The sequence below is a fragment of the Shewanella sp. genome (assembly GCF_047975355.1).
GTDB lineage: Bacteria > Pseudomonadota > Gammaproteobacteria > Enterobacterales > Shewanellaceae > Shewanella.
On the sequence record NZ_JBKEDJ010000070.1, the window covers coordinates 13,485 to 33,801 of the forward strand.

Annotated in this window: 21 protein-coding genes; 10 read left to right on the forward strand and 11 right to left on the reverse strand. The window is 46.6% G+C overall.

All coding sequences use genetic code 11. From position 1 onward, the window contains the following. The first annotated feature begins 154 nt into the window (after positions 1–154). Entirely contained in the window at positions 155–1,117 is a 963-nt protein-coding gene (locus ACK5NH_RS17215) for a PDC sensor domain-containing protein (protein ID WP_416922053.1), read from the forward strand. A 106-nt stretch (positions 1,118–1,223) separates the two neighbouring features. Here ACK5NH_RS17215 and ACK5NH_RS17220 read toward each other — a convergent pair whose 3' ends face one another. After that, entirely contained in the window at positions 1,224–1,400 is a 177-nt protein-coding gene (locus ACK5NH_RS17220) for a PA3496 family putative envelope integrity protein (protein WP_416922055.1), read from the reverse strand. A 315-nt stretch (positions 1,401–1,715) separates the two neighbouring features. Here ACK5NH_RS17220 and ACK5NH_RS17225 point away from each other — a divergent pair, with 315 nt between their 5' ends. The 4 genes from ACK5NH_RS17225 to rimK all read left to right on the forward strand — a co-directional run bounded on the left by ACK5NH_RS17225 (position 1,716) and on the right by rimK (position 7,100). After that, on the forward strand, positions 1,716–3,869 hold the full coding sequence (locus tag ACK5NH_RS17225) for a CHASE domain-containing protein (RefSeq protein WP_416922057.1): 2,154 nt from the start codon (positions 1,716–1,718) through the stop codon (positions 3,867–3,869). Beyond that, positions 3,866–4,300, forward strand: coding sequence for a response regulator (locus tag ACK5NH_RS17230; RefSeq protein WP_416922059.1), 435 nt, complete (start codon positions 3,866–3,868; stop codon positions 4,298–4,300). Before ACK5NH_RS17225 ends, ACK5NH_RS17230 begins: the two co-directional genes overlap by 4 nt. 9 nt (positions 4,301–4,309) lie before the next feature. Further along, positions 4,310–6,028 carry a putative bifunctional diguanylate cyclase/phosphodiesterase gene (locus tag ACK5NH_RS17235; RefSeq protein ID WP_416922061.1) on the forward strand — a complete coding sequence of 573 codons (1,719 nt, stop codon included), beginning with the start codon at positions 4,310–4,312 and terminating at the stop codon, positions 6,026–6,028. A gap of 166 nt (positions 6,029–6,194) precedes the next feature. Continuing rightward, complete coding sequence (gene rimK / locus ACK5NH_RS17240; RefSeq protein WP_416922063.1) at positions 6,195–7,100, forward strand: 30S ribosomal protein S6--L-glutamate ligase; 906 nt, start codon at positions 6,195–6,197, stop codon at positions 7,098–7,100. Positions 7,101–7,143: 43 nt separating this feature from the next. Here the strand turns inward: rimK and ACK5NH_RS17245 are convergent, their stop codons facing one another. The 4 genes from ACK5NH_RS17245 to ACK5NH_RS17260 form a co-directional block, all read right to left on the reverse strand. Then, positions 7,144–7,836, reverse strand: a complete 693-nt coding sequence (locus tag ACK5NH_RS17245; protein ID WP_416922065.1) for a TorF family putative porin — start codon at positions 7,834–7,836, stop codon at positions 7,144–7,146. Between the two features lie 288 nt (positions 7,837–8,124). Continuing rightward, the gene (locus ACK5NH_RS17250; protein WP_011621350.1) at positions 8,125–8,397 is read right to left on the reverse strand and encodes an HU family DNA-binding protein; all 273 of its coding nucleotides are present in this window, start codon (positions 8,395–8,397) and stop codon (positions 8,125–8,127) included. Positions 8,398–8,543: 146 nt separating this feature from the next. Further along, positions 8,544–9,341, reverse strand: coding sequence for a response regulator (locus ACK5NH_RS17255; protein ID WP_416922067.1), 798 nt, complete (start codon positions 9,339–9,341; stop codon positions 8,544–8,546). Positions 9,342–9,422: 81 nt separating this feature from the next. Then, complete coding sequence (locus tag ACK5NH_RS17260) at positions 9,423–9,806, reverse strand: hypothetical protein (protein WP_416922069.1); 384 nt, start codon at positions 9,804–9,806, stop codon at positions 9,423–9,425. 124 nt (positions 9,807–9,930) lie between these two features. On the opposite strand from ACK5NH_RS17260, the gene ACK5NH_RS17265 reads away from it, so the two are divergent. Beyond that, positions 9,931–10,440 carry a DUF4240 domain-containing protein gene (locus ACK5NH_RS17265; RefSeq protein WP_416922071.1) on the forward strand — a complete coding sequence of 170 codons (510 nt, stop codon included), beginning with the start codon at positions 9,931–9,933 and terminating at the stop codon, positions 10,438–10,440. Between the two features lie 6 nt (positions 10,441–10,446). Here ACK5NH_RS17265 and ACK5NH_RS17270 read toward each other — a convergent pair whose 3' ends face one another. Together ACK5NH_RS17270 and ACK5NH_RS17275 are read right to left on the reverse strand one after the other, a co-directional pair. Further along, complete coding sequence (locus ACK5NH_RS17270; protein WP_416922073.1) at positions 10,447–10,761, reverse strand: hypothetical protein; 315 nt, start codon at positions 10,759–10,761, stop codon at positions 10,447–10,449. Positions 10,762–10,911: 150 nt separating this feature from the next. Further along, positions 10,912–11,220, reverse strand: coding sequence for a hypothetical protein (locus ACK5NH_RS17275; RefSeq protein ID WP_416922075.1), 309 nt, complete (start codon positions 11,218–11,220; stop codon positions 10,912–10,914). Positions 11,221–11,490: 270 nt separating this feature from the next. Between ACK5NH_RS17275 and ACK5NH_RS17280 the strand changes: the two genes are divergently transcribed. After that, positions 11,491–12,015, forward strand: coding sequence for a DUF3016 domain-containing protein (locus ACK5NH_RS17280; RefSeq protein WP_416922077.1), 525 nt, complete (start codon positions 11,491–11,493; stop codon positions 12,013–12,015). Between the two features lie 28 nt (positions 12,016–12,043). Here the strand turns inward: ACK5NH_RS17280 and ACK5NH_RS17285 are convergent, their stop codons facing one another. Continuing rightward, a complete protein-coding gene (locus tag ACK5NH_RS17285) occupies positions 12,044–13,798 on the reverse strand; it encodes a GGDEF domain-containing protein (protein WP_416922078.1) in 1,755 nt (584 codons plus the stop codon). Between the two features lie 138 nt (positions 13,799–13,936). Beyond that, positions 13,937–14,245, reverse strand: a complete 309-nt coding sequence (locus tag ACK5NH_RS17290; protein ID WP_416922080.1) for a prephenate dehydrogenase — start codon at positions 14,243–14,245, stop codon at positions 13,937–13,939. Positions 14,246–14,293: 48 nt separating this feature from the next. Here ACK5NH_RS17290 and ACK5NH_RS17295 point away from each other — a divergent pair, with 48 nt between their 5' ends. After that, a complete protein-coding gene (locus ACK5NH_RS17295; protein ID WP_416922082.1) occupies positions 14,294–15,193 on the forward strand; it encodes a TraB/GumN family protein in 900 nt (299 codons plus the stop codon). A 129-nt stretch (positions 15,194–15,322) separates the two neighbouring features. Here ACK5NH_RS17295 and ACK5NH_RS17300 read toward each other — a convergent pair whose 3' ends face one another. Then, positions 15,323–16,111, reverse strand: coding sequence for a methyltransferase domain-containing protein (locus tag ACK5NH_RS17300; RefSeq protein ID WP_416922084.1), 789 nt, complete (start codon positions 16,109–16,111; stop codon positions 15,323–15,325). A gap of 396 nt (positions 16,112–16,507) precedes the next feature. On the opposite strand from ACK5NH_RS17300, the gene ACK5NH_RS17305 reads away from it, so the two are divergent. Further along, positions 16,508–17,338 carry a MaoC/PaaZ C-terminal domain-containing protein gene (locus ACK5NH_RS17305; RefSeq protein WP_416922113.1) on the forward strand — a complete coding sequence of 277 codons (831 nt, stop codon included), beginning with the start codon at positions 16,508–16,510 and terminating at the stop codon, positions 17,336–17,338. Between the two features lie 57 nt (positions 17,339–17,395). Here the strand turns inward: ACK5NH_RS17305 and ACK5NH_RS17310 are convergent, their stop codons facing one another. Beyond that, positions 17,396–18,286 (reverse strand): aldo/keto reductase, encoded by an 891-nt coding sequence (locus ACK5NH_RS17310; RefSeq protein WP_416922086.1) that lies wholly within the window; start codon positions 18,284–18,286, stop codon positions 17,396–17,398. A 240-nt stretch (positions 18,287–18,526) separates the two neighbouring features. Between ACK5NH_RS17310 and ACK5NH_RS17315 the strand changes: the two genes are divergently transcribed. Then, positions 18,527–20,239 (forward strand): formate--tetrahydrofolate ligase, encoded by a 1,713-nt coding sequence (locus ACK5NH_RS17315; protein WP_416922088.1) that lies wholly within the window; start codon positions 18,527–18,529, stop codon positions 20,237–20,239. Positions 20,240–20,317 lie beyond the last annotated feature (78 nt).

The following is a 20,317-nucleotide window of genomic DNA, read 5'->3' on the forward strand; positions in this document are numbered from 1 at the left end:
GTTTAATGAATCATTTTGGTGCAAGGCGGTTGATTTTAGCGCGAGAATGTTTGCATGATTCTTTATAAGTGCATGTTAAATAATGACTTATTCTTGTGGCATCAAAGCTGCTTTGCTTGTGTGAGCAATGTGATGATGTCAATGGGAGAAGGTTATGGCTGCAATGAGCTATTTGAGTGTGATTGAGCGTTATCACGAGTATGAGGCCACAGTGCATGAGTTGATGGAGTCGATTTTAACCGGCATTGCCGACGCGGACTTATTTCACCAACCTAAAGTCGATATCAAGGCCATGAAAGGGATTGCGGGAAGCTATCCCTTTGTCGAACTGATGTATTTGCTCGATACCCAAGGGGTTCAAATTAGCCAAAACATTGCAGTGGTTGACCAGCAGATCAAGTTAGTTCCACTTGGCGGCAATCGCGACCGAAGCCAGCGTCCCTATTTTACTAACCGGGATGAGTCGGATGGAGTGAATATCACTCGACCTTATTTATCCAATGCCAGTGGTAACTTGTGTTTATCGGCATCACTAGCGATTGTTCAGCAGGAGCAAAAGCTGGGGTATCTGGTCGTCGATGTGGATTTGACTCGCATGATTGAATTTATGATGGGTGATAGTGCTCGTCGGCGGGTGACTCCGGCCTTTAAAGCCGTCTATGGTCTGATTGTCGCTGGGCTTTTTGTACTCGTCATGGTGCTGCTTTGGACTGCGCTTAGAGATATTTACGGCTTATTTGTAGTGGATCATGTCGGGCAAGATCCATTACAACCCTTTGGGATCATTATCTTTATGACCTTAGCCTTAGCAATCTTCGACCTAGGTAAAACGATTCTGGAGGAAGAAGTGTTAATGCATAAGGATATTTTTCGCCACAGTTCCACCCGTAGAACCATCACTCGATTTGTTTCAACCATCTTGATCGCTATTTCAATCGAAGCCTTATTGACCATGTTTAAGGCTTCTCTGGGGGAGAAACAATATATAGAGCCTGCGATATGGATGATGCTAGCCGTAGTGGGATTATTAGTTGGATTAGGGGCTTATGTGTATCTTGGGGCAAAAGCGGAATGGCTACTGATAAAAACTCAGGCCTATAAGAGTGGTAAAAAATAATATAAAAATAACAGTATACTGTTGCACCCAGCCCCAAGGAGCTGGGTGAGGCTTATATCGAAAACGCAGGGTCTGAGTGACCTAACGTCTCAAGGGAACGGTAAGCTTAGAAAAAGTCGTCATCTCCTAATGCACGTCTTAACTCGGCGCGTTCGAGGTAATCTTCTAAGCGTTTTTTAATTTCACGCTTATGCAGCATTGCCTCGGCTGCTTTGCTGTTTCTAGGGGTGGTCATTGCCTCAATTTCAGTATCGTTGGGCACGACTTCAGTAATATGAGCCATAACGAATTCCTCATTGTTGTTCCTAACGCCTTTCTATCTAAAAAAAGTGTGGCAGAAAAGCAAAAAATTTTGCGAATAAACGTAAAATTTTCTTCCCGTAATGCCGGAATGCGACGTCGTGGGCGTGTCATATTGTCGCGCTATTTTTGGCTATTTCAGCGAGTGCTGAATTTTGTGATTGAGCGCATAACTCTTTATTTTTTATTTCTAAGTTAATTCCTACTTAAATAGTCGGATAAACTTGAATTTGCTTTAAACACCAACAACACTTGGAGAAGTTATTATCATCAACTTGGTGCTAGGGAATTAGCGAATATGGACATGGATAGTTTCCCCGGCTCTTTTAACTCCTCAAAAAATGTTTATGCCAGCGTGATTAGCTCTAGCTGGTTGATGTTGCTCGCCGCCGTTTTTTTTATGGGAATATCTTGGTATGTCCTCGAAGAGTATTTAAGAGACCGTGGCGAAGAGCGATTTAATAATAATGTTCAAGATCTTATTGGTTCGGTCAGTAGTCGAATGACCGCCTACGAACAAGTGTTACGCGGTGGTGTAGGGCTATTTCTGTCCTCTGATGGAGTGACGCGACATGAATGGCAACTCTATGTTTCTAATGCGCGTTTATCTGAGTATTACCCAGGAATACAAGGCTTAGGTTTTGCACAACTATTAACACCTGCAACCTTGGAGGCTTTTATCCAAGAGGTACAACAGGAAGGGTTTGCTGATTATAGAGTGACCCCCTCGGGAGATAGAGAACTCTACTGTGCAATTAAATACTTAGAGCCATTCGACTGGCGCAATCAACGGGCATTTGGCTTTGATATGTGTTCCGAATCGACCCGCCGCACAGCTATTTTGCATGCCATTGCCACAGGTCTTCCAACCGCCTCAGGTAAGGTTACCTTAGTGCAGGAAACCCCTGATGATGCTCAGGCTGGTATTTTAATGTATGTCCCTTTATACCGCGGTCAGCCCATGACCGAGGAAGAACGTAAGCGACAGGCCATTGGGGTGGTGTACGCCCCATTTCGAATGAATGATCTGATGCAAGGCATTATGGGTAAGCGTTTTTCGGGTTTAAAACTGGCGATTTACGATGGGATGGAGGCCAGCAACGATAGCCTAATGTTTAGCAGCCATAAAGTGCTTCCTTCCGCCGATGATGTGTTTTATCAATCCCAGTTAGAAACCATAGAAGGCCAAGTCTGGCGCTTGGAGGTGTCCTCTGAGTCACGCTTTATCTCGAGTTCTGAACAAACCCAAAGTGTATGGCTACAGGTTGTTGGCTGTGGGTTTATCTTGGCGCTGTTCTATTCAGTGTTGACGATGGCGCGAAATCGATATCAAGAATCTCGATTAACGGCAGAGTTAATTGCCAACGAAAAACGCTTTCGCTTAGTGATTGAAGCCTCACCCAGCGCGCTCTTTATGGTGGATAGGACGGGCATTATTACCTTGGTTAATACCCATGCTGAACGCTTATTTGGTTACGCAAGGGATGAGCTACTCGGCCGTTCGATCAATATGTTGCTTCCCGAAGCGCTGAGAGAGGTACATCAACAACATATGGGGAATTACCTGGTCCAGCCGATTGCGAAAAATATGTCGCTACGGGATGACTTGTTCGGTTGTTGTAAGGATGGGACGCGCCTAGCGATTGAAGTTGGACTGACACCGATCCACTTCAGCAATGGCGTGTCGGTCCTCGCGACGATTAACAATGTGTCGGAGCGTAAGCGGATAGAAGCGCAGCGAATTGAACATACCGCCGAACTTGAGCGCATCAACAAGGAACTTGACCAGTTTGCCTATATTGCTTCTCACGATCTTAAATCCCCACTGCGTGGCATCGAGCAATTAACTAACTGGTTAAGTGAGGATCTGGCCGAAAACACCGATGAAAATGTCCAAAAATATTTAGGGTTAATCCAAAGCCGTATTCAGCGGATGGTGTTGCTACTCGATGGACTATTGATGTTTTCGCGTATTGGACGGGTGGATGCTGAAATTGTTGAAGTCGACACGCGGCAACTGGTCGAGGATATGTTCGCCTTAGTGGCGCCACCACAGGGATTCAGCTTAGCGTTTGAAGGACATTTTCCTACGCTTAAAACTGTAAAAACCCTGTTAGAACTGGTGATTAGAAACTTAATAAGCAATGCGATTAAGCACCACGATAAGGGCGAAGGCGTTATCAAAGTGATGTGCGAAGCGTCGAATGAGCATTATTGGTTCAGCGTGATTGATGATGGTCCAGGGATTTCCAGCAGTTTTCATGGAAAGGTGTTCCAAATGTTCCAAACACTTAGACCAAGAGACGAAGTTGAAGGCAGTGGTTTAGGCCTGTCTTTAGTTAAAAAGACCGTAGAAAGTTTCGGCGGAAAAATTCAACTAGAATCAGAAGGGCGAGGTTGCTGTTTCAGGTTTAGCTGGCCAATGCACATAGTCAACAAGGAGGGGAGATGAGCAATAGTCACGACTATAAACAAGTCACCATTTTATTAGTAGACGATGACGATGTGGATTACATGGCGGTGCAGAGAGCGATGAAGCAGCTTCGCTTACTCAATCCCCTTGTACGGGCGAGGGATGGGCTTGAAGCACTCTCCATTCTGACACGCTCGGATACCATAAAAGGTTCCTATTTGATTTTGCTCGATCTCAATATGCCCCGAATGAATGGCTTCGAATTTCTTGAGCATATTCGCTCCAATCCTGTTTTATCCTCCTCTGTGGTGTTTATGCTAACGACCTCAAGCACAGATGAGGACAGGATGAGAGCGTACAGTCACCATGTTGCAGGTTATATGGTGAAGACGGATATTAAAGACGGTTTTAACAACATTTTTAATATGTTGGAAGGATATTGGCGCATTGTGGAGCTTCCAAGCGTATAGGGCCTGTATATGGATTTACTACTGATCGATGATGATGAAGTCGATAGAACCGCAATTGTTCGGGCACTACGACAGTCAAAATTAGCCTTCAATGTGGTTGAGGCAAACTGTGCTTTCGATGGCTTAAACCTAGCATTAGAGCGTCATTTTGACGGTATATTACTCGATTATTTATTGCCCGATGCTAATGGCTTAGAGGTGTTGATCAAACTCAACTCTATGACTCAGGAGCAAACCGTGGTGCTGATGCTGAGTCGCTACGAAGATGAAAAACTGGCGCAGCGCTGCATCGAATTAGGCGCGCAAGACTTTTTACTTAAAGATGAAGTTAATTCAAGAATTCTAAGCCGTTCAATTCGCTACGCTAAGCAGCGTGCCTCTATGGCTCTGGCCTTACGAAACAGCCATCAAAAACTCAAAGAATTGGCCGAGCACGATTCACTCACCAAATTAATGAATCGCTATGGGTTTGAGTTGTGCCTCAATCGTGCGATAGCGAGGGCAAAACGCAGTAATGACTTTCTAGCGGTTATATTACTCGATCTAGATGATTTTAAAGCGATTAATGACACATTAGGGCATCAAACCGGTGATATTTTATTGGTGAAGGTGGCATCGAGATTAAGTTCGGTATTGCGAGATGGCGATGTTATTGCGCGCTTAGGCGGCGATGAGTTTGTGGTGCTCGTAACCGACAATGACTATAAATATTTCCCTATGGTCGTTGCCAATCGCCTATTGAAGGCCTTCGAAGAAGTGTTTTGCCTAGGGGATAACGACGTCATGATTGGTGCCAGTATTGGCGTGGCCTTTTATAACGAGGCCGCATCCGATAGCTCCGAGTTAATGAAATGCGCTGATATTGCCATGTATCGCGCGAAAAAAATGGGCCGTAATCAGATCCAGTTTTATTCCGAAGCGTTAGACCGTGAAGTGCGCTATCGTAATCATATTGAGTCAAGCCTGAGAATGGCGCTGAAGCAGAACGAGCTTAAGGTCTACTATCAGGCGCAAGTCGATTCGAAAACACACCAAATTATCGGTATGGAAGCGCTAATCCGTTGGTTGCATCCACAAGATGGATTGATTTCGCCGGATCAATTCCTACCCATTGCCGAGGAAATCGGATTGATGGAGGAAATTGGAGATTGGATACTACTTGAGGCGTGTCGGCAGGCACAACAATGGCAGAGCCTCTTAGCCCCGATTGGGCACAGTTTTACCATGGCGGTGAATCTGTCCGCATCGCAAATTGGTCATATCGATCTCTATGAGAAAATTGTTAAAACTCTTGCTGAAACTGGGCTTTCACCCACTGCGCTGGAGTTAGAGATCACTGAAAACTGCCTGATTGAAGAGCCCCATGAACATGCAAAGGTGCTGGATAAAATTGCGCAACTTGGGGTGCGATTTGCCCTAGATGATTTTGGTACAGGCTTTTCATCATTAGAACATATTAAACTCTTTCCTATCAGTGTATTAAAAATCGATAAGAGTTTTATCGCATCCTACGATAAGGATGAAAAGGACACGCGTTTACTCACGGCATTACTCAATTTTGCCTATGGTTTTAATGTCACATCGGTAGCAGAAGGGATTGAAACCGTTGAACAAGCGGAGTTTTGCACCGAAAGACACTGTGACGTACTGCAGGGGTACCTTTTCTCACGCCCCATAGATGCGAGTGAGTTTGAAGCAAAGTACATCACTCCATTACTTCCTAAATAGTGAACTTAAATTGTGAAGATTATCTTACGTTTGGCTATGGCTTAGGTTTTCGTCTGGTGAGGAATATTTTCTTGCTTTACACTCAGCAATAGACAAATATCTGCGCCCCTTTCTGATGCAGTGTGCTCAGAGCTTCAATCACAGTGTTTAACTTGGTCATTTGGTAATGAAAATAGGTATTTTATCCCAGTTCCCTGAGTTGTATTCCACCCGACGTTTAGTGGCGGCCTGTGAGAGCCGTGGCCATGAAGCGGTGGTGATTAATACCTTAAATTGTTACATGAATATCAACTCCATCAAACCGAGCATTCACTATCAGGGCAAAGAGTTAACTGGCTTTGATGCCATTATTCCGCGCATTCACGCTAGCGTGACCTTTTACGGTTGTGCCGTTGTGCGCCAGTTTGAAATGATGGGTGTGTTTGCCGCCAACGACTCTATTTCAATCGCGCGTTCAAGGGACAAGTTACGGGCGCTACAATTACTTTCCCGTAAAGGCATTGGTATGCCAATTACCGGATTTGCCAATAAACCCAATGATATTCCCGATTTGATTAATATGGTGGGGGGGGCCCCTCTAGTGATCAAACTTCTCGAAGGGACCCAAGGTATTGGAGTGGTTTTAGCGGAAACGAAAACCGCAGCCGAGAGCGTTATCGAAGCATTTTTAGGGCTAAAAGCTAATATCATGGTGCAGGAATATATTAAAGAATCCAATGGTAGTGATATTCGCTGTTTTGTCGTGGGCGATAAAGTCGTGGCCTCGATGAAGCGCCAAGGGCCTGAAGGGGATTTTCGCTCCAATCTGCATTTAGGGGGCTGCGGCGAGAAAGTGAAAATTACGCCTGAAGAGCGCAAGATGGCCGTCGCCGCAGTGAAAGCCATGGGATTAGTGGTGGCGGGGGTCGATATTTTACGTTCGAATCGCGGCCCCTTGATCCTTGAGGTAAACTCGGCTCCCGGTATTGAAGGGATTGAGCAGACCACGGGGATTTCGGTGACAGAACCCATCGTAGAGTATATTGAGAAGATGGTATTAGCGCGTAAATCGAACCGCGCCGTGATTGCCTAACAAAAACGCCGCGATTATCGCGGCGTTTTACTAGCGCTTAACTTTATAAATCAAAGCCGTAGGAATAGCCTAAAACAACCTTGGCATCGTCACTATTCCGATCCGTATCCGACACCATAAATGAGACTGTTCCCATGCTGGTATCGGCACTGAGTGTGACGTTGTAATCCGCGTAGTTATCTTCACCAAACCAAGATTCGACCACATCACCGCTGGAATAGCCATAGTGTAATGACAGGCTGAGTTTATCAGTGAGAGGGAAAGATGCTGTAGCCGCAAGATAACTCATATCCTTGTCATCTAATGGCTCTGCCGCGACATCATCACCCGCATTGATCACTTGGGAGTAACTGAGTTCAAACCATTTCCAGGTGATGGCGCCGTGCAACTCACCAAAATCGATACTGTCTTCTGAATCGGGGTAGGCGTAGTAGAGGTAGCCAATATCGTAGCTGAGATCCTCGGTGATATTGCCGCCATAACCTGCGTAGAGATCCAACTCATAGCTAGTATCATTACCAAAGTCGACATTCGATGCCCAAGTGCCTGCATAGAATCCAGAGTCATGGCTATAGTCTATGCCTCCTTGGATGGCTACCGCATCATTGGTTTGAGTGACCCCGCGCCATAGATAATTAGAGGTGCCGCCAATATTGCCAGACACTGCCGCAAAGGCGTTGGTGGTTAGTAACAATCCCGTCGATAATGCCAAAACGCTGTACAGTGATTTTCTCATTCTCATCCCCTCGATTGACTTATTTATCGATTCACTCATGTCACCTCGGAGCGGATGACATTGGTGCATCATGGTTTTTTCTGGTAAGGGAGTTGCTAATCACGTGCCATTATTTTAACTACAGTAAAAACAGTTGTTTACAAAACTTATGTTAAAAAAATGTTTTAAAATGCTCGAAAATGGAGCGGTGGGCGCACTGTGTTTGTGCAAAAAATAGTCTTTTTAGGTTTCTTGAGGCAAAAAAACGCCTCACAGAGGAGGCGTTTTATAAAATCAATGTCGAGCGAATTAGTTCACACTATCACGCAAGGTTTTACCCGCTTTAAACTTAGGCACAGTGGCTTCAGCGATCTGAATTTCTTTACCTGTCTGTGGGTTGCGGCCAGTACGAGCTGCGCGAGTGGAGGTTTCAAAAGAGCCAAATCCAACGATAGAGATCTTGTCACCGTTTTTCATTGATTCAGTAATAGCTGCTTCGAAAGATTTCAATGCACGTGCTGCTTCAGCTTTAGTGATATCGGCATTTTCTGCAATCTTGGCAATAAGTTCAGTTTTGTTCATCTTTATTGTCTCTTCTTTCCGTAGATTTATTAAGTCAGCGTGCCTAACATGCCACAAGGTTTAGCCATTGGAAAGCCCTTTGCTACGGGCTTGTGTCCTATAAGTAACAAAAATGCAGAATATTTACCCCATTCGTGACTTAGGTTTTATTCTTCGAGCAGTTGATATAAGAGCTGCTTCACCAATTTGGGTTCGAAGGGTTTATCGCACAGGGCATTGACGCCCGCCTGAGAGACATTGCTCAGGTGAGCATCATTCGCCTCCGAAGACACCATGAGGATAGGCACATGGGATTGCTGGCTTTCATTGCGGATAAATTGAGTGAGCGCTAGGCCATCGACACTGGGCATATTGTAATCGGTAATGATCAGGTCAAACATATTATTACGCATTAACTCAATGGCTTGAGCGCCATCTTCCGCTTCGGTGATCTGCTTAATCCCAAGGTTGCCAATGGTACGTTTAATCACATTGCGCGCCATGCGGCTGTCATCGACCACGAGCACACGCACGTCGTGTACATCGAAGTGGCTTAAGTCGAGTTCATCGTGGCTGAGTAAATCGATGGTCGCATTTAGCGCCTTTCCTAAGTGCTCGGCATTAAAAGGTTTTGGCAGGATGGCGACCAGGCCAGACTGACGAAAAATCTCCAATTGCTCACGGCGGCATTCGCTCGAGATCAACATAAATTGAATGTCTTTGTATTCACTGTTGGTACGCAGGTAGCTTAAAAACTCGGTCGCGGTGCCATCTTCAAAATACATGGCGCTGGCGATGAGATCCGGTTTGTGGCGGGCTATCAGCTCTTTCGCTTGAGCCAAATCAGCCGCATTTTGAATGCTGATAATGCCTTCTTGTTGTAAGCGCTTAATAATAATGCGGCGCTGGGTTTCCGATGGCTCAACAATGAGAATCGAGAGTTCGCTGGGCGATAAATGAGTCATAGTGGCTGGCTTTATCAGGTCTTTTAGGGAGCCGTTAACTTAGGCTATAAACAAGGGCTTAGCGCTTAGCAATAAACACGCTTACGCTTTTACTTTTGCAGTTAAATAATCACGGGTAACGAGGGAAAACGCTACCCAATACTGCACTGATAACAAAGCAATGATAGTCAATACTAAGGGCAACATAGGGATGTTGTGGCCTTCAACCACCACTTTGACGTCCTGCGGGGTAATTTGATAGGCGATAATGGCGGTGATACCTAGCGCCGACAGGCCTAAGGTTTGTAATCCAATATAAATTTTTAGCACTAAGCTAGACCAAGGGGCTTGAGTCAGTATGCCAAACAAAACCGGCAATACACCTAGGCTAAAGAGATCGAATGAACCTGTCGCAACCGCCCGCAGCAGCGCGACTATAGCAAACAGGGTGTAGAGGGCAATCAGTAGAATAAGGCGTTTAGGCATTGGCTTGGGTTTATTGGTTATTTTAAGTGGAGCAAGTGTAGGAAAAGCCCTGAACTGAGTCCAGCATAACCGTATTATCATGTAGAATACGCCTTTGCTTAGGCATTCAATATTAGGTTAAGTGATGACAGAAGTAGAATTTTGGGACTTAGTGACCCGCAGTGAGCCAGCGCAATCCCAGGAATCTTTAGCGCAGGCATTAAAGCAAAAATTGGCTGAGCTTAGCGACGATGAGTTAAAAGCCTTCGATAAATTGTTTGGCCAACAGATGCGTCGAAGCTACTTATGGTCGGTATGGGGAGCGGCTTATATCATCACTGGCTGTGATTCCGATTATGCCTTTGCCGAATTTCGCGCTTTTCTGATCTCACTTGGGCAGGCCCGTTACGAGACGGTGATTGCCAATCCAGATACGCTGGCGCAGTTAACCGCATGGCCTGAAAAGGACGGCTACGCCTATCCTTTTATCGAAGATTACGACTTGATCGCGGGTCAACTATTTGAAGACAGAACAGGTAAGGAGTTGCCTTTTATGCCTTCGGGTAAGGCGACGCCAGCGGGTAAAAAATTTAGCACTAAGCCCAAAGATTTAAAGCAGCAATATCCTGAGCTTAGTGCACGTTTTCCGTTTTAATTCGGCTTAAGAGCGCAAGCAGGCATTGCTGCTAATATCGAAGGTCATGCCATAGCGAGGGCAAGCTTGGCGCATCAGCTGATGCTCTTGCTCCGCTAATTGACGGCTAAATTCTTGGTCGAGCTGCTCAGTCATGCGCTCTTCTGCCTGCTGTTGTGACTGAGCCAGTTTATCAAAGTGAGACTTTACCACTTGTTGCTGCGCAGCACTAAGCGTGGCGGCATGGCTAGGTAAACTGATGAGTGTGCCTAGGGTTAGGAGTGTCAGTAAGGCAAACTTTGCCATCAAAGGTTGCTGTAGCTTTGCGGTTGTTAGTTTCATAGATAACTCCAAATTAAAATCACCGGAACTCGGTTGATCTTTAAATCGTCGTTTGGCTTAACATCGTGCATCCATGACAAACAAAACCAAAGGTATTGTTGAATAACTAAGCTTACCGGAGGGATCTTGAACCTTAGCTGAACCGCAATCTTACTGCTCGTTACGCATCTCTTGGCATTGAAACCCCTGTTTACGGGCATCAAAACTGCATTTTAAACCGCATTCCCAAGGCACATCATCGTAGAAGGAAGACTGCTCCTTGGCATAGTCTCGACAGGCTTCATAACTGTCAAAATTATCTGTTTTCTTATATTTGCCAGAATCATAACCATGGGTATAAATAAAGGATGACCAATTTTCGGGGCGCGTGTCTTTCTCTACCGAAGAGATAAACCAAATAGCGCTGGCAAAACAAGTAAACAGGATTAACACAAACACAGGTACAACGGGGAATTTCATGTTTCGTTCGTGGTCATAAAATAGTGTGCGAAGGATAATACTTTTTGGCGTAATATGCGCGTTAAATGATCACAAATTAATAACTTTACCTCTTATGGGGTATTGGATACAAAAAGATACGAGTTTCCCCGAAGTTTTATTTGATATTTACTAATCTATACAAAAACTTACTTTACATATGCGGTTGCGAATAGCATTTTGCATTAAGCTAAAGTACAGGTTAGATTTTGTACTGTATATGGCAGAAAGAATTAGGCCTAGGAGGCAAAAATGAAAGTTCAGTTCTTATTACTCGCCAGTGTGTTGAGTTGCAGTGCTGTATGGGCCGCAGATGAGGCGAAAACCGACCCCATGACGGAAGATGGGGTGGTTAAAATTGTTTGGCAAAATCCAAAGGATTTTCGTGATATTAAATCATCGGGCGAAATTCAGTCCCGTTATGAAAAACGTTTATTCGAAACCTTAACGACCAATATCAATAAAGAAGCGACAAAAGTCTTAAAGCCGAATCAAAAGTTAGAGATGACGGTGACCGATGTCGATTTAGCCGGTGATATGCGCCCAACCTTTGGCGCAACTGCGGATGATTTACGGGTGGTCAAAGAGATTTATCCACCGCGTATAACCTTTAGCTATCAAGTGCTTGAAAATGATAAAGTGATTATCGCAGGTGATGAAAAGCTCTCTGACATGGGCTTTATGACAGGCATTCAACCCATAACTGACAAGCCATTTATGTATGAGACTGAGATGGTTCGCGAATGGTTAAAGAAGACCATAGCGCCGAAACTCTAGGCCGAATCAGCAACCTAATCAATCTAGTTTAGGCACTCAAGGCTTGGGGCGTTTCCTTCAGCTCTGCTAACAGGCAAAATCCATTATTCGCGGATTTTGCCTGTTTTTTTGCCTTGGCACTTAAAGTCGATAGGCGATGTTCATTGCAGTTAAAGGTATGGGCGGGCGTGAGGACGCCGACACAGAGGCTAATCAACTTGTGATAACAAGCTTGTCCTTGTCTATCGTCTGCTAGCATTTCTTGGGCTTGCCAATGCTCAGCGCTGTAGAAGAGGGGCTTATTGGCCTCAAATTCCGTCAAAATGCGTTGGCAGCGGTCGATGAGTTGCTCACAGGTACTGATCACCACAAAATCATCGCCACCCACATGGCCGATAAAACAGTTATCTGTTTTGTTTTTCACTAACAGATTGGCCACTTCACAGATCACCTCATCACCGCGACAAAAGCCGTAGATATCGTTATAGGGCTTGAAATGGCAAAGATCAAAATAGGCCAAATAGAAGGGTTTTTGTTGGTTTCTGAGGCGTTTGAGTTCTTCCTGAATAGGCACATTACCGGGCAAATCCGTTAACGGATTGGCATGCCTTGCCATCTTGATCCTGTGCTCGGTGATCCGCTGTAGCAAATCTTTGGTGTGCCCAATGCCGAGCAATTTGCCACTGCGCAGAATAATAAATTGCTGGGCAACGGTATTGGCGCTCTCCGAGGTCAGTAATTGACTCACAATCGACAGAGGCTCGCTGGCTTCAATCTGCAACACTTGCGGGTCCATCACTTCACTGACGGCGTGGTTTTCATGCAGGGCTCGGCCATAGGGCGTGCTAAAAAGCTCCAGCAAAGTCGCTCTACTAATAATCCCCAGAGGGAGTTGATCTTGCACCACAACCACGGCCTGCAAGGCGGGTTGGGAGCTAAAGGTATCGCTTAAGTGCTTAAGCTTAAGTGTCGGTACCACAGTAATGGCGCTGGTGCAGAGGCTTTCGGCGGATTCGCTGTATCTGGGCTGAACTTGGGTATTGTTCGGCACTAAGGTCGCTTTCATCGCGCGGCTCGGTAGCGCTTCGGGGCGCCCGAGCAAATACCCCTGACAATAGACTATGCCTAGCTGTTTGAGTACGGCGAGCTCTTCTTGGGTTTCAATTCCTTCGGCAATCACTTTACAGGTGAGGCTCTGGCACAGTTCGACAATCGAGCGCACAAATTCTTGTTTTACTGGGGTCGAATCGATTTGGTGAATAAAGTGACGATCGATTTTCACATAGTCGGGCGATAACTCTGACCAGAGCCTCAAACCCGAATAGCCTGCACCCAAGTCATCGATGGCGGTCATAAAGCCTTGGCTACGATAGTGATTCAAACAGGATTTTAGTAAATCGATATCGTCGGCGGGATATTGTTCCGATAACTCAATCACCACCTGCGAAGGCGAAATCCCAAGCTGCTGTAACAGTTGCAGCGTCATGCCCTTAGGATGAGTGGGATCGAGCAGGGCCTTAGGAGAAATATTAATAAACAAGCGGCCTTGGAACTGGCGCAGTTTGAATTGCTCCAGCGAAATACGGCGACAGAGGGTTTCTAATTCACTCAATTTCCCATGATGTTCGGCGATTTTAAATAGGGGGATGGGCGAATAAAGTGGGCTGTGTTCTGGCCCACGGCTCAGGGCTTCAAATCCGTGGATCTTGTGTTCCAATATATTGAAAATGGGCTGAAACAGTGGGCTGATTGCCCCCAATGCAATAATCTTATCAAGCTCTTGTGCCAGATCTAAACTCATCATTACTTCAGTCCCCACGACAATGTTTGCGGAGTCTATGACTTAGAAATGACAAAATGATGACAATTTTGTTTGCCGAAAATCCGTACGGTGTAAATGAGAGTAAACGCTGAAATACATGATATTTCAGCGTTTATTGAATTAGCTTTGCTTTTTAAAGGCGAGCAGTGTTTTGAGCAGGGTAGCCAGTTGGCGCACTAAGGTTTCTAGTGCGACGGGATCTAGGTTGGTCTGTTGTTGCAGCTTAGTGAGGTCATCCACCAATTCTTGCACATAGGGCAAAAAGCGGTTGCTCGAAACCATAAAGCCTTGTTCGGCTGTGAAGATGCTAGTGAATTTCCCATGGCCCGCTTTTTTCAACTCATCTAACTTAGTGTCAGCGTCTATGGCTTGGCGATAGGCGATTTGAAGATTTTCTTTCAGTTGCTCTATAACCTTAGTGTGTGGCATAACAGCGTCTCATTGCAAAATTTGCAGGAATTATAAGGGGCAAAGGATATGGCAACAAGTCGGTGGCGACTATTACTGGCGCTGTGTGGCGTCGCAATGTTTACCAGTGCGTTGAGTTGGGCGGCGCCGACGGATAAACCGCCGTTTTATCAGGTGCAATGGCAGGGAAAATCCGCTTACCTTCTGGGTTCTATTCATATTGGTCGTGCCGATTTTTATCCTATGCCGGCGCAAGTAGAGGCGGCTTTTACCAAGTCCAAGGGATTAGTGGTTGAAATCGATATGAATAAAGTCGATAGCAGCGCCTTACTGCAAAAATATGGCATGGCGACTCAAGCGCAAGGACTTGATTGGCAGAGCCGAGATAAACAAACGATAGAGGTGATGCGCCACTATTGTGAAGACAAGGCAAGCCTATGCCAGTCGATTCAAGCCTTTGCGCCTTGGTTGCAGGCATCTCAACTTAATCTATTGCGTTACAATAGCTTAGGTTTCAGTACCGACTATGGTGTCGATATGCAGTTGCTTGGCCGCGCGGGTAAGCCTGTGTATCAGCTAGAGACGGCTGAGTCGCAGTTCCAGTTGCTGGCCTCATTCGATAGCAAAGTTCAGTGGTCTATGGTGCGTGAAGCCATTAATGCGTCGGATAGCGAATTACTCTCACTGGTTGATGCGTGGCGCTCCGGTGATGAAACTGCGCTGGATACCCTGATGCAGGAGCAGCTCGGCGGTGAGGGCGATACCCTGCTGATGCTGGATAAAATTCTCTGGCAACGCAATAAGGTCATGGCCGATGGCATGATGAGATTAATGACTGCAGAAGCTGCCAATGAACCGCTATTTGTGGTGGTAGGTGCTGGCCATGTGGTGGGCGATAAGAGTGTGGTGCAGCTGCTTAAGCAGAAAGGTGCGACAGTGACTGCCTGCTGGCGTGAGCGATGTGACTGATATAGCGGCTCTTATTGAGTGTGGTTGAAATACTCGGTCTAAAAGCGCTTGATTGTAGAAAGCTAAGTTCAAATCAATGGTTTTTAAATAATAAAGGACGCCTTGTGCGTCCTTTATTATTTCGCGATCTTATTCGGATGCTTGGGGCGTTGTGGCGCTTTGCCCCAGAAAATGCACATAACGGCCGAGTGAAATATAGGGCTCGCGTTGGGAATATTCGAGCTCCATCGTCAGCAACTTTTGATAGTCAAAATCTGCAGGCTGGTGTTTTTTCAAATAGTCGTGAATGACTCGCACGCCCGACTCGCGCAGCAGATCCATATTCCACTCGGCAAACCATTGTTTAACATCATGAATATAAAGCGGGTGCGTGGGCGTGAGGCGCACCTTCTTCTTCACCTTAAGATCGGCGGCCACATAGTCGAAATTACCCGACACTAACGCATGGAAGCGCATCGCTTCTTTATTGTAAAACATCAGCGAAAACAAACCATTGGGCTTAAGCATAGTCAGCAAGCCTTCCATGGTGGTTTTGGCATCTGCCAGCCATTCGACCACGGCATGACAGAGGATAAGATCGAACCTGCCATGTTCGGCGATGGACAGGGCTTGAATTGGCGAGTGCACTAAGCTGATTGCTAATGGCATGTCACTGGCATCGATTTGTTGTTTCGCCTGGGCGAGCATTTCGGCGGAAATATCACACAGCACCACTTCATGGCCTAGACGTGCCAGCTTTTGGCTGAAATAACCAAAGCCGCCGCCCGCATCTAAAATCCGCAGTTTTTTATCGCCAAATTGTGCCAATGCCGGTGCGAGATCGCGCCATAACACGGCGGCACGGATTTCACCTTTAGGTGTACCATAAATGTTCTTCGCGAACTTTTGCGCGAGTTTATCGAAATTCTTATCTTGCACGGGTTAACTAAGTTAAAGGCTGGGGGCGATAGTGTGGCACAGGCGTAATATTTTCGCACTCGTAGTGTGGGAATCGTAAAATCACACTAGTTTGATTTTTTGTAATCTTTTGATTTTAAATGGAATAAAAATCACAGTAAAGTTGGGGATACCCAGAACTCAATCCTCTAGGGTATAATCACGCCGTTTTCGATAAACCTGACTCTATAGCTGTCCACCCGGTGAGTCAGCATCAGCCCTTTTAAGACACAGTTTTGCCTGCTTTACACTCGTGAGTTTTTTGATTTTTCAGATGTTCTGCATCTGTACGGGTTTTTTCTGGTTATCCGTGCATAGGGATAGTTAATTAAAAGGTACTCAGACTTGAATAATGCATATTGTGTTGAATTGAACGCGATGCCATCGCTGTTTTCTCTTTATCGCAAGATTTTCTTTGGTCGTAAACCCGGCTGGGATCAACAGCCGCTGCCTTATATCAAGGTGACAGCGCCCAATGTGAGGGTGACTGAGGCAAAAGTCAGCCAATATGCCCAAGTGTGTGGTTTTGATTTCGACGGTAAATTATTACCGCCCACCTACCTCTATGTGATGGCGTTTCGTCTGCACGCGGTGATTTTTACCCACGATGGGATTACTTTCCCGCTGCTGGGGATGATCCATTTAAAGAACCGCATCCAAGTCTATCGGCCAACGACAGTCGATGAAGTGTTCTCCCTCGAATGCGCCTTAACCACCAGCCGTGAAACCGATTCAGGCTTAGAGTTTGAATTTGTCTCTAAGGCTTTTGTGGGTGAAGAACTGGTATGGGAGTCGCTGTCGACTTACCTCTATCGTATCGAGACCACCGGTCGTCGCGTTCGTCCTCCTAAGGCGCTCGAGATGGCTTGGGACTCGCCTCAAGCTTGGGAATTGAGTGAAGATTTAGGCCGCCGCTATGCCAAAGCATCGGGCGACTATAACCTGATCCACTTGCATCCCGTGCTATCGAAACGTTTTGGCTTTGACCGTGTGCTGGCCCACGGTATGTGGTCTAAGGCGCGCTGTTTAGCTGAGTTAATGCCCGAGATCGGTGAGCGTCCCTTCGTGGTCGATGTGGCATTTAAGTTACCGTTGCTGATGCCTGCCGAAGTGGGATTTGGTTACGAAAAATCGCAAGACAAGTGGGTGTTTGAGCTGCGAGACAGTAAAGGTCGCAGACCGCACCTTAGTGGTGAAGTGCAGCTTTAAGCTATCTCAAAATAACGGCGCCTAAGGCGCCGCTTTTCTTGGTGTTGTTTGCGAGCACTAAGGCACGCTATGTCCGGTTGAAGCTTGCCAGATACTAAACCATTGCTGCCTGTCTAATGTGAGCGACTGCGCGGCCACCGCCGTTTTTATCCTCGTGATATTGCCGCTGCCGATAATGGGCACGGGGCGACTCGGTAACATCCGCACCCAGGCATAAATCACTTGGCTGATATCTTGGGCACCAATCTCATCGGCGATGACCGCTAAGGTTTGTTGCAGGCGAATGGCCTGTGGATGGTTATTATCAAAGATCTTACCGCCGCCCAAACAGGACCAAGCCATAGGCCGAATGCGCCGCTCCTGACATAAATCGAGAGTTCCATCGTGCAAACTCGCCATTGTTAGCGGTGAAATTTCGATTTGATTGGTGACTAAGGGGTCACTTAATCTCGACTGTAATAATGAAAACTGTGCGTTGGTGAAGTTGGATACGCCAAAGTGTTGTACTTTTCCGGCTTGTTTTAAGTCAGCAAAGGCTTCGGCCACTTGATCTGCATCCATCAAAGGATCGGGTCTGTGGATCAGCAGCAGATCTAAATAATCGGTTTTAAGCTGTTTTAGTGATTGCTCCACACTGGCAATAATATGCGCTTTGGATATGTCGTAATGGTTTACATAACGCTCGGGGCGACAATCGAAGGCGGGCTTAATGCCGCATTTGCTGACCAATTGCATCTGTTGCCTTAAGGCGGGTTTTAGCGCTAACGCCTCGCCGAACAGGGTTTCGCACTGGTATTGGCCGTAAATATCGGCGTGATCCATAGTGGTCACACCTAGGTCTAAATATTGTTCTATCAGGTTAAGCCGCTCAGCGGGTGACATTTGCCAGCTGTGCATTCGCCAAAAGCCGGCAACAAACTCTGAAAAACTAAAAGGGGATCCGCTCATGTTGTTTCTCTTTTGGGAATCTGTATTTTGTAGGGGAAAGGACCCGAGTCGATTTATTTGATACAGATTAAGGAATCGCTCATTAACCCTTTCGATGGCTATATATCTTAAAGCTAATCACCTAATATCCGCCATATTCAATCAGCCGTTGCTGATACTTACCGATTTTGCGTACCTATTTTGTATTCCCTGCTCGCATGCCTAGCGTGGATACCAAAATACCCAAGGGAGAAATGACCCATGCTAACCGATATGGATATTTCACGCCGCGCGCACCTAAAAGATATCGCCGCGCTTGGCGCCGAGTTTGGGTTATTGCCCGATGAGATGCAGCTATTTGGCACGACTAAAGCTAAGGTCGATTTGCGTGTGCAGCAGCGTTTAGCCGAGCAGCAAAAGGGCAAACTGATCATTGTCACCGCCGTGACACCAACGCCCCACGGCGAAGGCAAAACCGTCACCACCATTGGTTTAACCCAATCCCTACAAGCGCTCGGTAACAAGGTGTGCGCCTGTATTCGCCAGCCCAGTATGGGCCCAGTATTTGGGGTGAAAGGCGGCGCCGCTGGTGGCGGTTACGCCCAAGTGGTGCCCATGCAGGAGCTGAATCTGCATTTAACGGGTGATATTCATGCCGTCAGCAGCGCCCATAATCTTGGTGCGGCGGCGATAGCCTCTCGGCTGTACCATGAAACGCGGTTAGGCAAGGCCGAATTTGAGCTACAGTCCGGGCTGAGTTACTTAGATATAGCTCCAAATGGGATCCGCTGGCACCGAGTGGTCGATCATAACGATCGCTGTTTACGTGAGATTGAAGTCGGGCTAGGTGAAAATAATGGCCCCGCTTACACCTCTGGCTTTGATATTACCGCCGCCTCTGAGTTAATGGCTATTCTGGCGCTGAGCTCTAATCTAGCGGATATGCGCGCGCGTATTGGCAAGCTCGTGCTGGCAGTAAATCGCCAAGGTGCGGCTATTAGCGCGGAAGATCTTGGTGTCGCCGGTGCGATGACGGCGATTATGGCCGATGCGGTCAAACCTACCTTAATGCAGACCTTAAATGGTGCACCTTGTCTTATCCACGCAGGGCCATTTGCCAATATCGCCCATGGCAACTCGTCGGTGATTGCCGACGATATCGCCTTAAAGCTGGCCGACTTTGTGGTGACTGAAGGCGGTTTTGGCTCAGATATGGGATTTGAGAAATTTTGTAATATCAAGGTGCGCCAGTCGGGATTAACCCCGAGCGCCGCGGTATTAGTAACCACCTTAAAGGCGCTTAAGGCTAATAGTGGCTTAACATCGGATGCGGGTATCAATGCGCCCGACCAAGTTCGTCTCGAGGCGGGATTTGCCAACTTAAACTGGCATATCAACAATGTGGCGCGATACGGTATTCCCGTGGTTGTCGCCATTAATCGTTTTGCGACCGATACGGAGGCTGAGCTTAATTGGTTAATGGAGGCGGTTGCGGGCACTGCCGCCTTTGGCTGCGAACTCAGCGAGGCCTTCAGCCAAGGGGAGTCGGGGGCGATAGCCTTGGCGCAAACGGTAATGCGCGCCTGTGAGCAACCAAGCGAATTTAAGCTGCTTTATCCCGATGATATGGCGCTTGAGGCTAAATTATCGACCTTGGCCGAAGTCGGCTATGGCGCCGCTGGGGTGAGCTTATCCGAGACTGCTAAGCTGCAATTACAAGAACTCAATGCACTCGGTTACGCGCATTTACCTGTCTGCATGGCAAAAACGCCGTTATCCATTAGTCATGATCCCCAACTTAAAGGTGTGCCTCAAGGTTTTATCGTACCCGTGCGTGAGTTAGTGTTAAATGCAGGGGCGGGTTTTATTACGGCGCTGGTGGGGAATGTGATGACTATGCCTGGACTTGGGTTAATTCCGGGCTATTTAAAGATAGATATTGCCGCCGATGGTGAGATTATCGGCTTAGGTTAATATTTTAATAGTTTGAATATGAAGACTAAAAAGGCACAATTTAAAATTGCGCCTTTTGCTTAGGGTCGCTTTAACTGA

What these genes read in the sequence shown, in the direction of transcription:
- ACK5NH_RS17215 (WP_416922053.1), top strand. Translation starts at nt 155, where the DNA reads ATGGCTGCAATGAGCTATTTGAGTGTGATTGAGCGTTATCACGAGTAT.
- ACK5NH_RS17220 (WP_416922055.1), bottom strand. Translation starts at nt 1,400, where the DNA reads ATGGCTCATATTACTGAAGTCGTGCCCAACGATACTGAAATTGAGGCA.
- ACK5NH_RS17225 (WP_416922057.1), top strand. Translation starts at nt 1,716, where the DNA reads ATGGACATGGATAGTTTCCCCGGCTCTTTTAACTCCTCAAAAAATGTT.
- ACK5NH_RS17230 (WP_416922059.1), top strand. Translation starts at nt 3,866, where the DNA reads ATGAGCAATAGTCACGACTATAAACAAGTCACCATTTTATTAGTAGAC.
- ACK5NH_RS17235 (WP_416922061.1), top strand. Translation starts at nt 4,310, where the DNA reads ATGGATTTACTACTGATCGATGATGATGAAGTCGATAGAACCGCAATT.
- rimK (WP_416922063.1), top strand. Translation starts at nt 6,195, where the DNA reads ATGAAAATAGGTATTTTATCCCAGTTCCCTGAGTTGTATTCCACCCGA.
- ACK5NH_RS17245 (WP_416922065.1), bottom strand. Translation starts at nt 7,836, where the DNA reads ATGAGAAAATCACTGTACAGCGTTTTGGCATTATCGACGGGATTGTTA.
- ACK5NH_RS17250 (WP_011621350.1), bottom strand. Translation starts at nt 8,397, where the DNA reads ATGAACAAAACTGAACTTATTGCCAAGATTGCAGAAAATGCCGATATC.
- ACK5NH_RS17255 (WP_416922067.1), bottom strand. Translation starts at nt 9,341, where the DNA reads ATGACTCATTTATCGCCCAGCGAACTCTCGATTCTCATTGTTGAGCCA.
- ACK5NH_RS17260 (WP_416922069.1), bottom strand. Translation starts at nt 9,806, where the DNA reads ATGCCTAAACGCCTTATTCTACTGATTGCCCTCTACACCCTGTTTGCT.
- ACK5NH_RS17265 (WP_416922071.1), top strand. Translation starts at nt 9,931, where the DNA reads ATGACAGAAGTAGAATTTTGGGACTTAGTGACCCGCAGTGAGCCAGCG.
- ACK5NH_RS17270 (WP_416922073.1), bottom strand. Translation starts at nt 10,761, where the DNA reads ATGAAACTAACAACCGCAAAGCTACAGCAACCTTTGATGGCAAAGTTT.
- ACK5NH_RS17275 (WP_416922075.1), bottom strand. Translation starts at nt 11,220, where the DNA reads ATGAAATTCCCCGTTGTACCTGTGTTTGTGTTAATCCTGTTTACTTGT.
- ACK5NH_RS17280 (WP_416922077.1), top strand. Translation starts at nt 11,491, where the DNA reads ATGAAAGTTCAGTTCTTATTACTCGCCAGTGTGTTGAGTTGCAGTGCT.
- ACK5NH_RS17285 (WP_416922078.1), bottom strand. Translation starts at nt 13,798, where the DNA reads ATGATGAGTTTAGATCTGGCACAAGAGCTTGATAAGATTATTGCATTG.
- ACK5NH_RS17290 (WP_416922080.1), bottom strand. Translation starts at nt 14,245, where the DNA reads ATGCCACACACTAAGGTTATAGAGCAACTGAAAGAAAATCTTCAAATC.
- ACK5NH_RS17295 (WP_416922082.1), top strand. Translation starts at nt 14,294, where the DNA reads ATGGCAACAAGTCGGTGGCGACTATTACTGGCGCTGTGTGGCGTCGCA.
- ACK5NH_RS17305 (WP_416922113.1), top strand. Translation starts at nt 16,508, where the DNA reads ATGCCATCGCTGTTTTCTCTTTATCGCAAGATTTTCTTTGGTCGTAAA.
- ACK5NH_RS17310 (WP_416922086.1), bottom strand. Translation starts at nt 18,286, where the DNA reads ATGAGCGGATCCCCTTTTAGTTTTTCAGAGTTTGTTGCCGGCTTTTGG.
- ACK5NH_RS17315 (WP_416922088.1), top strand. Translation starts at nt 18,527, where the DNA reads ATGCTAACCGATATGGATATTTCACGCCGCGCGCACCTAAAAGATATC.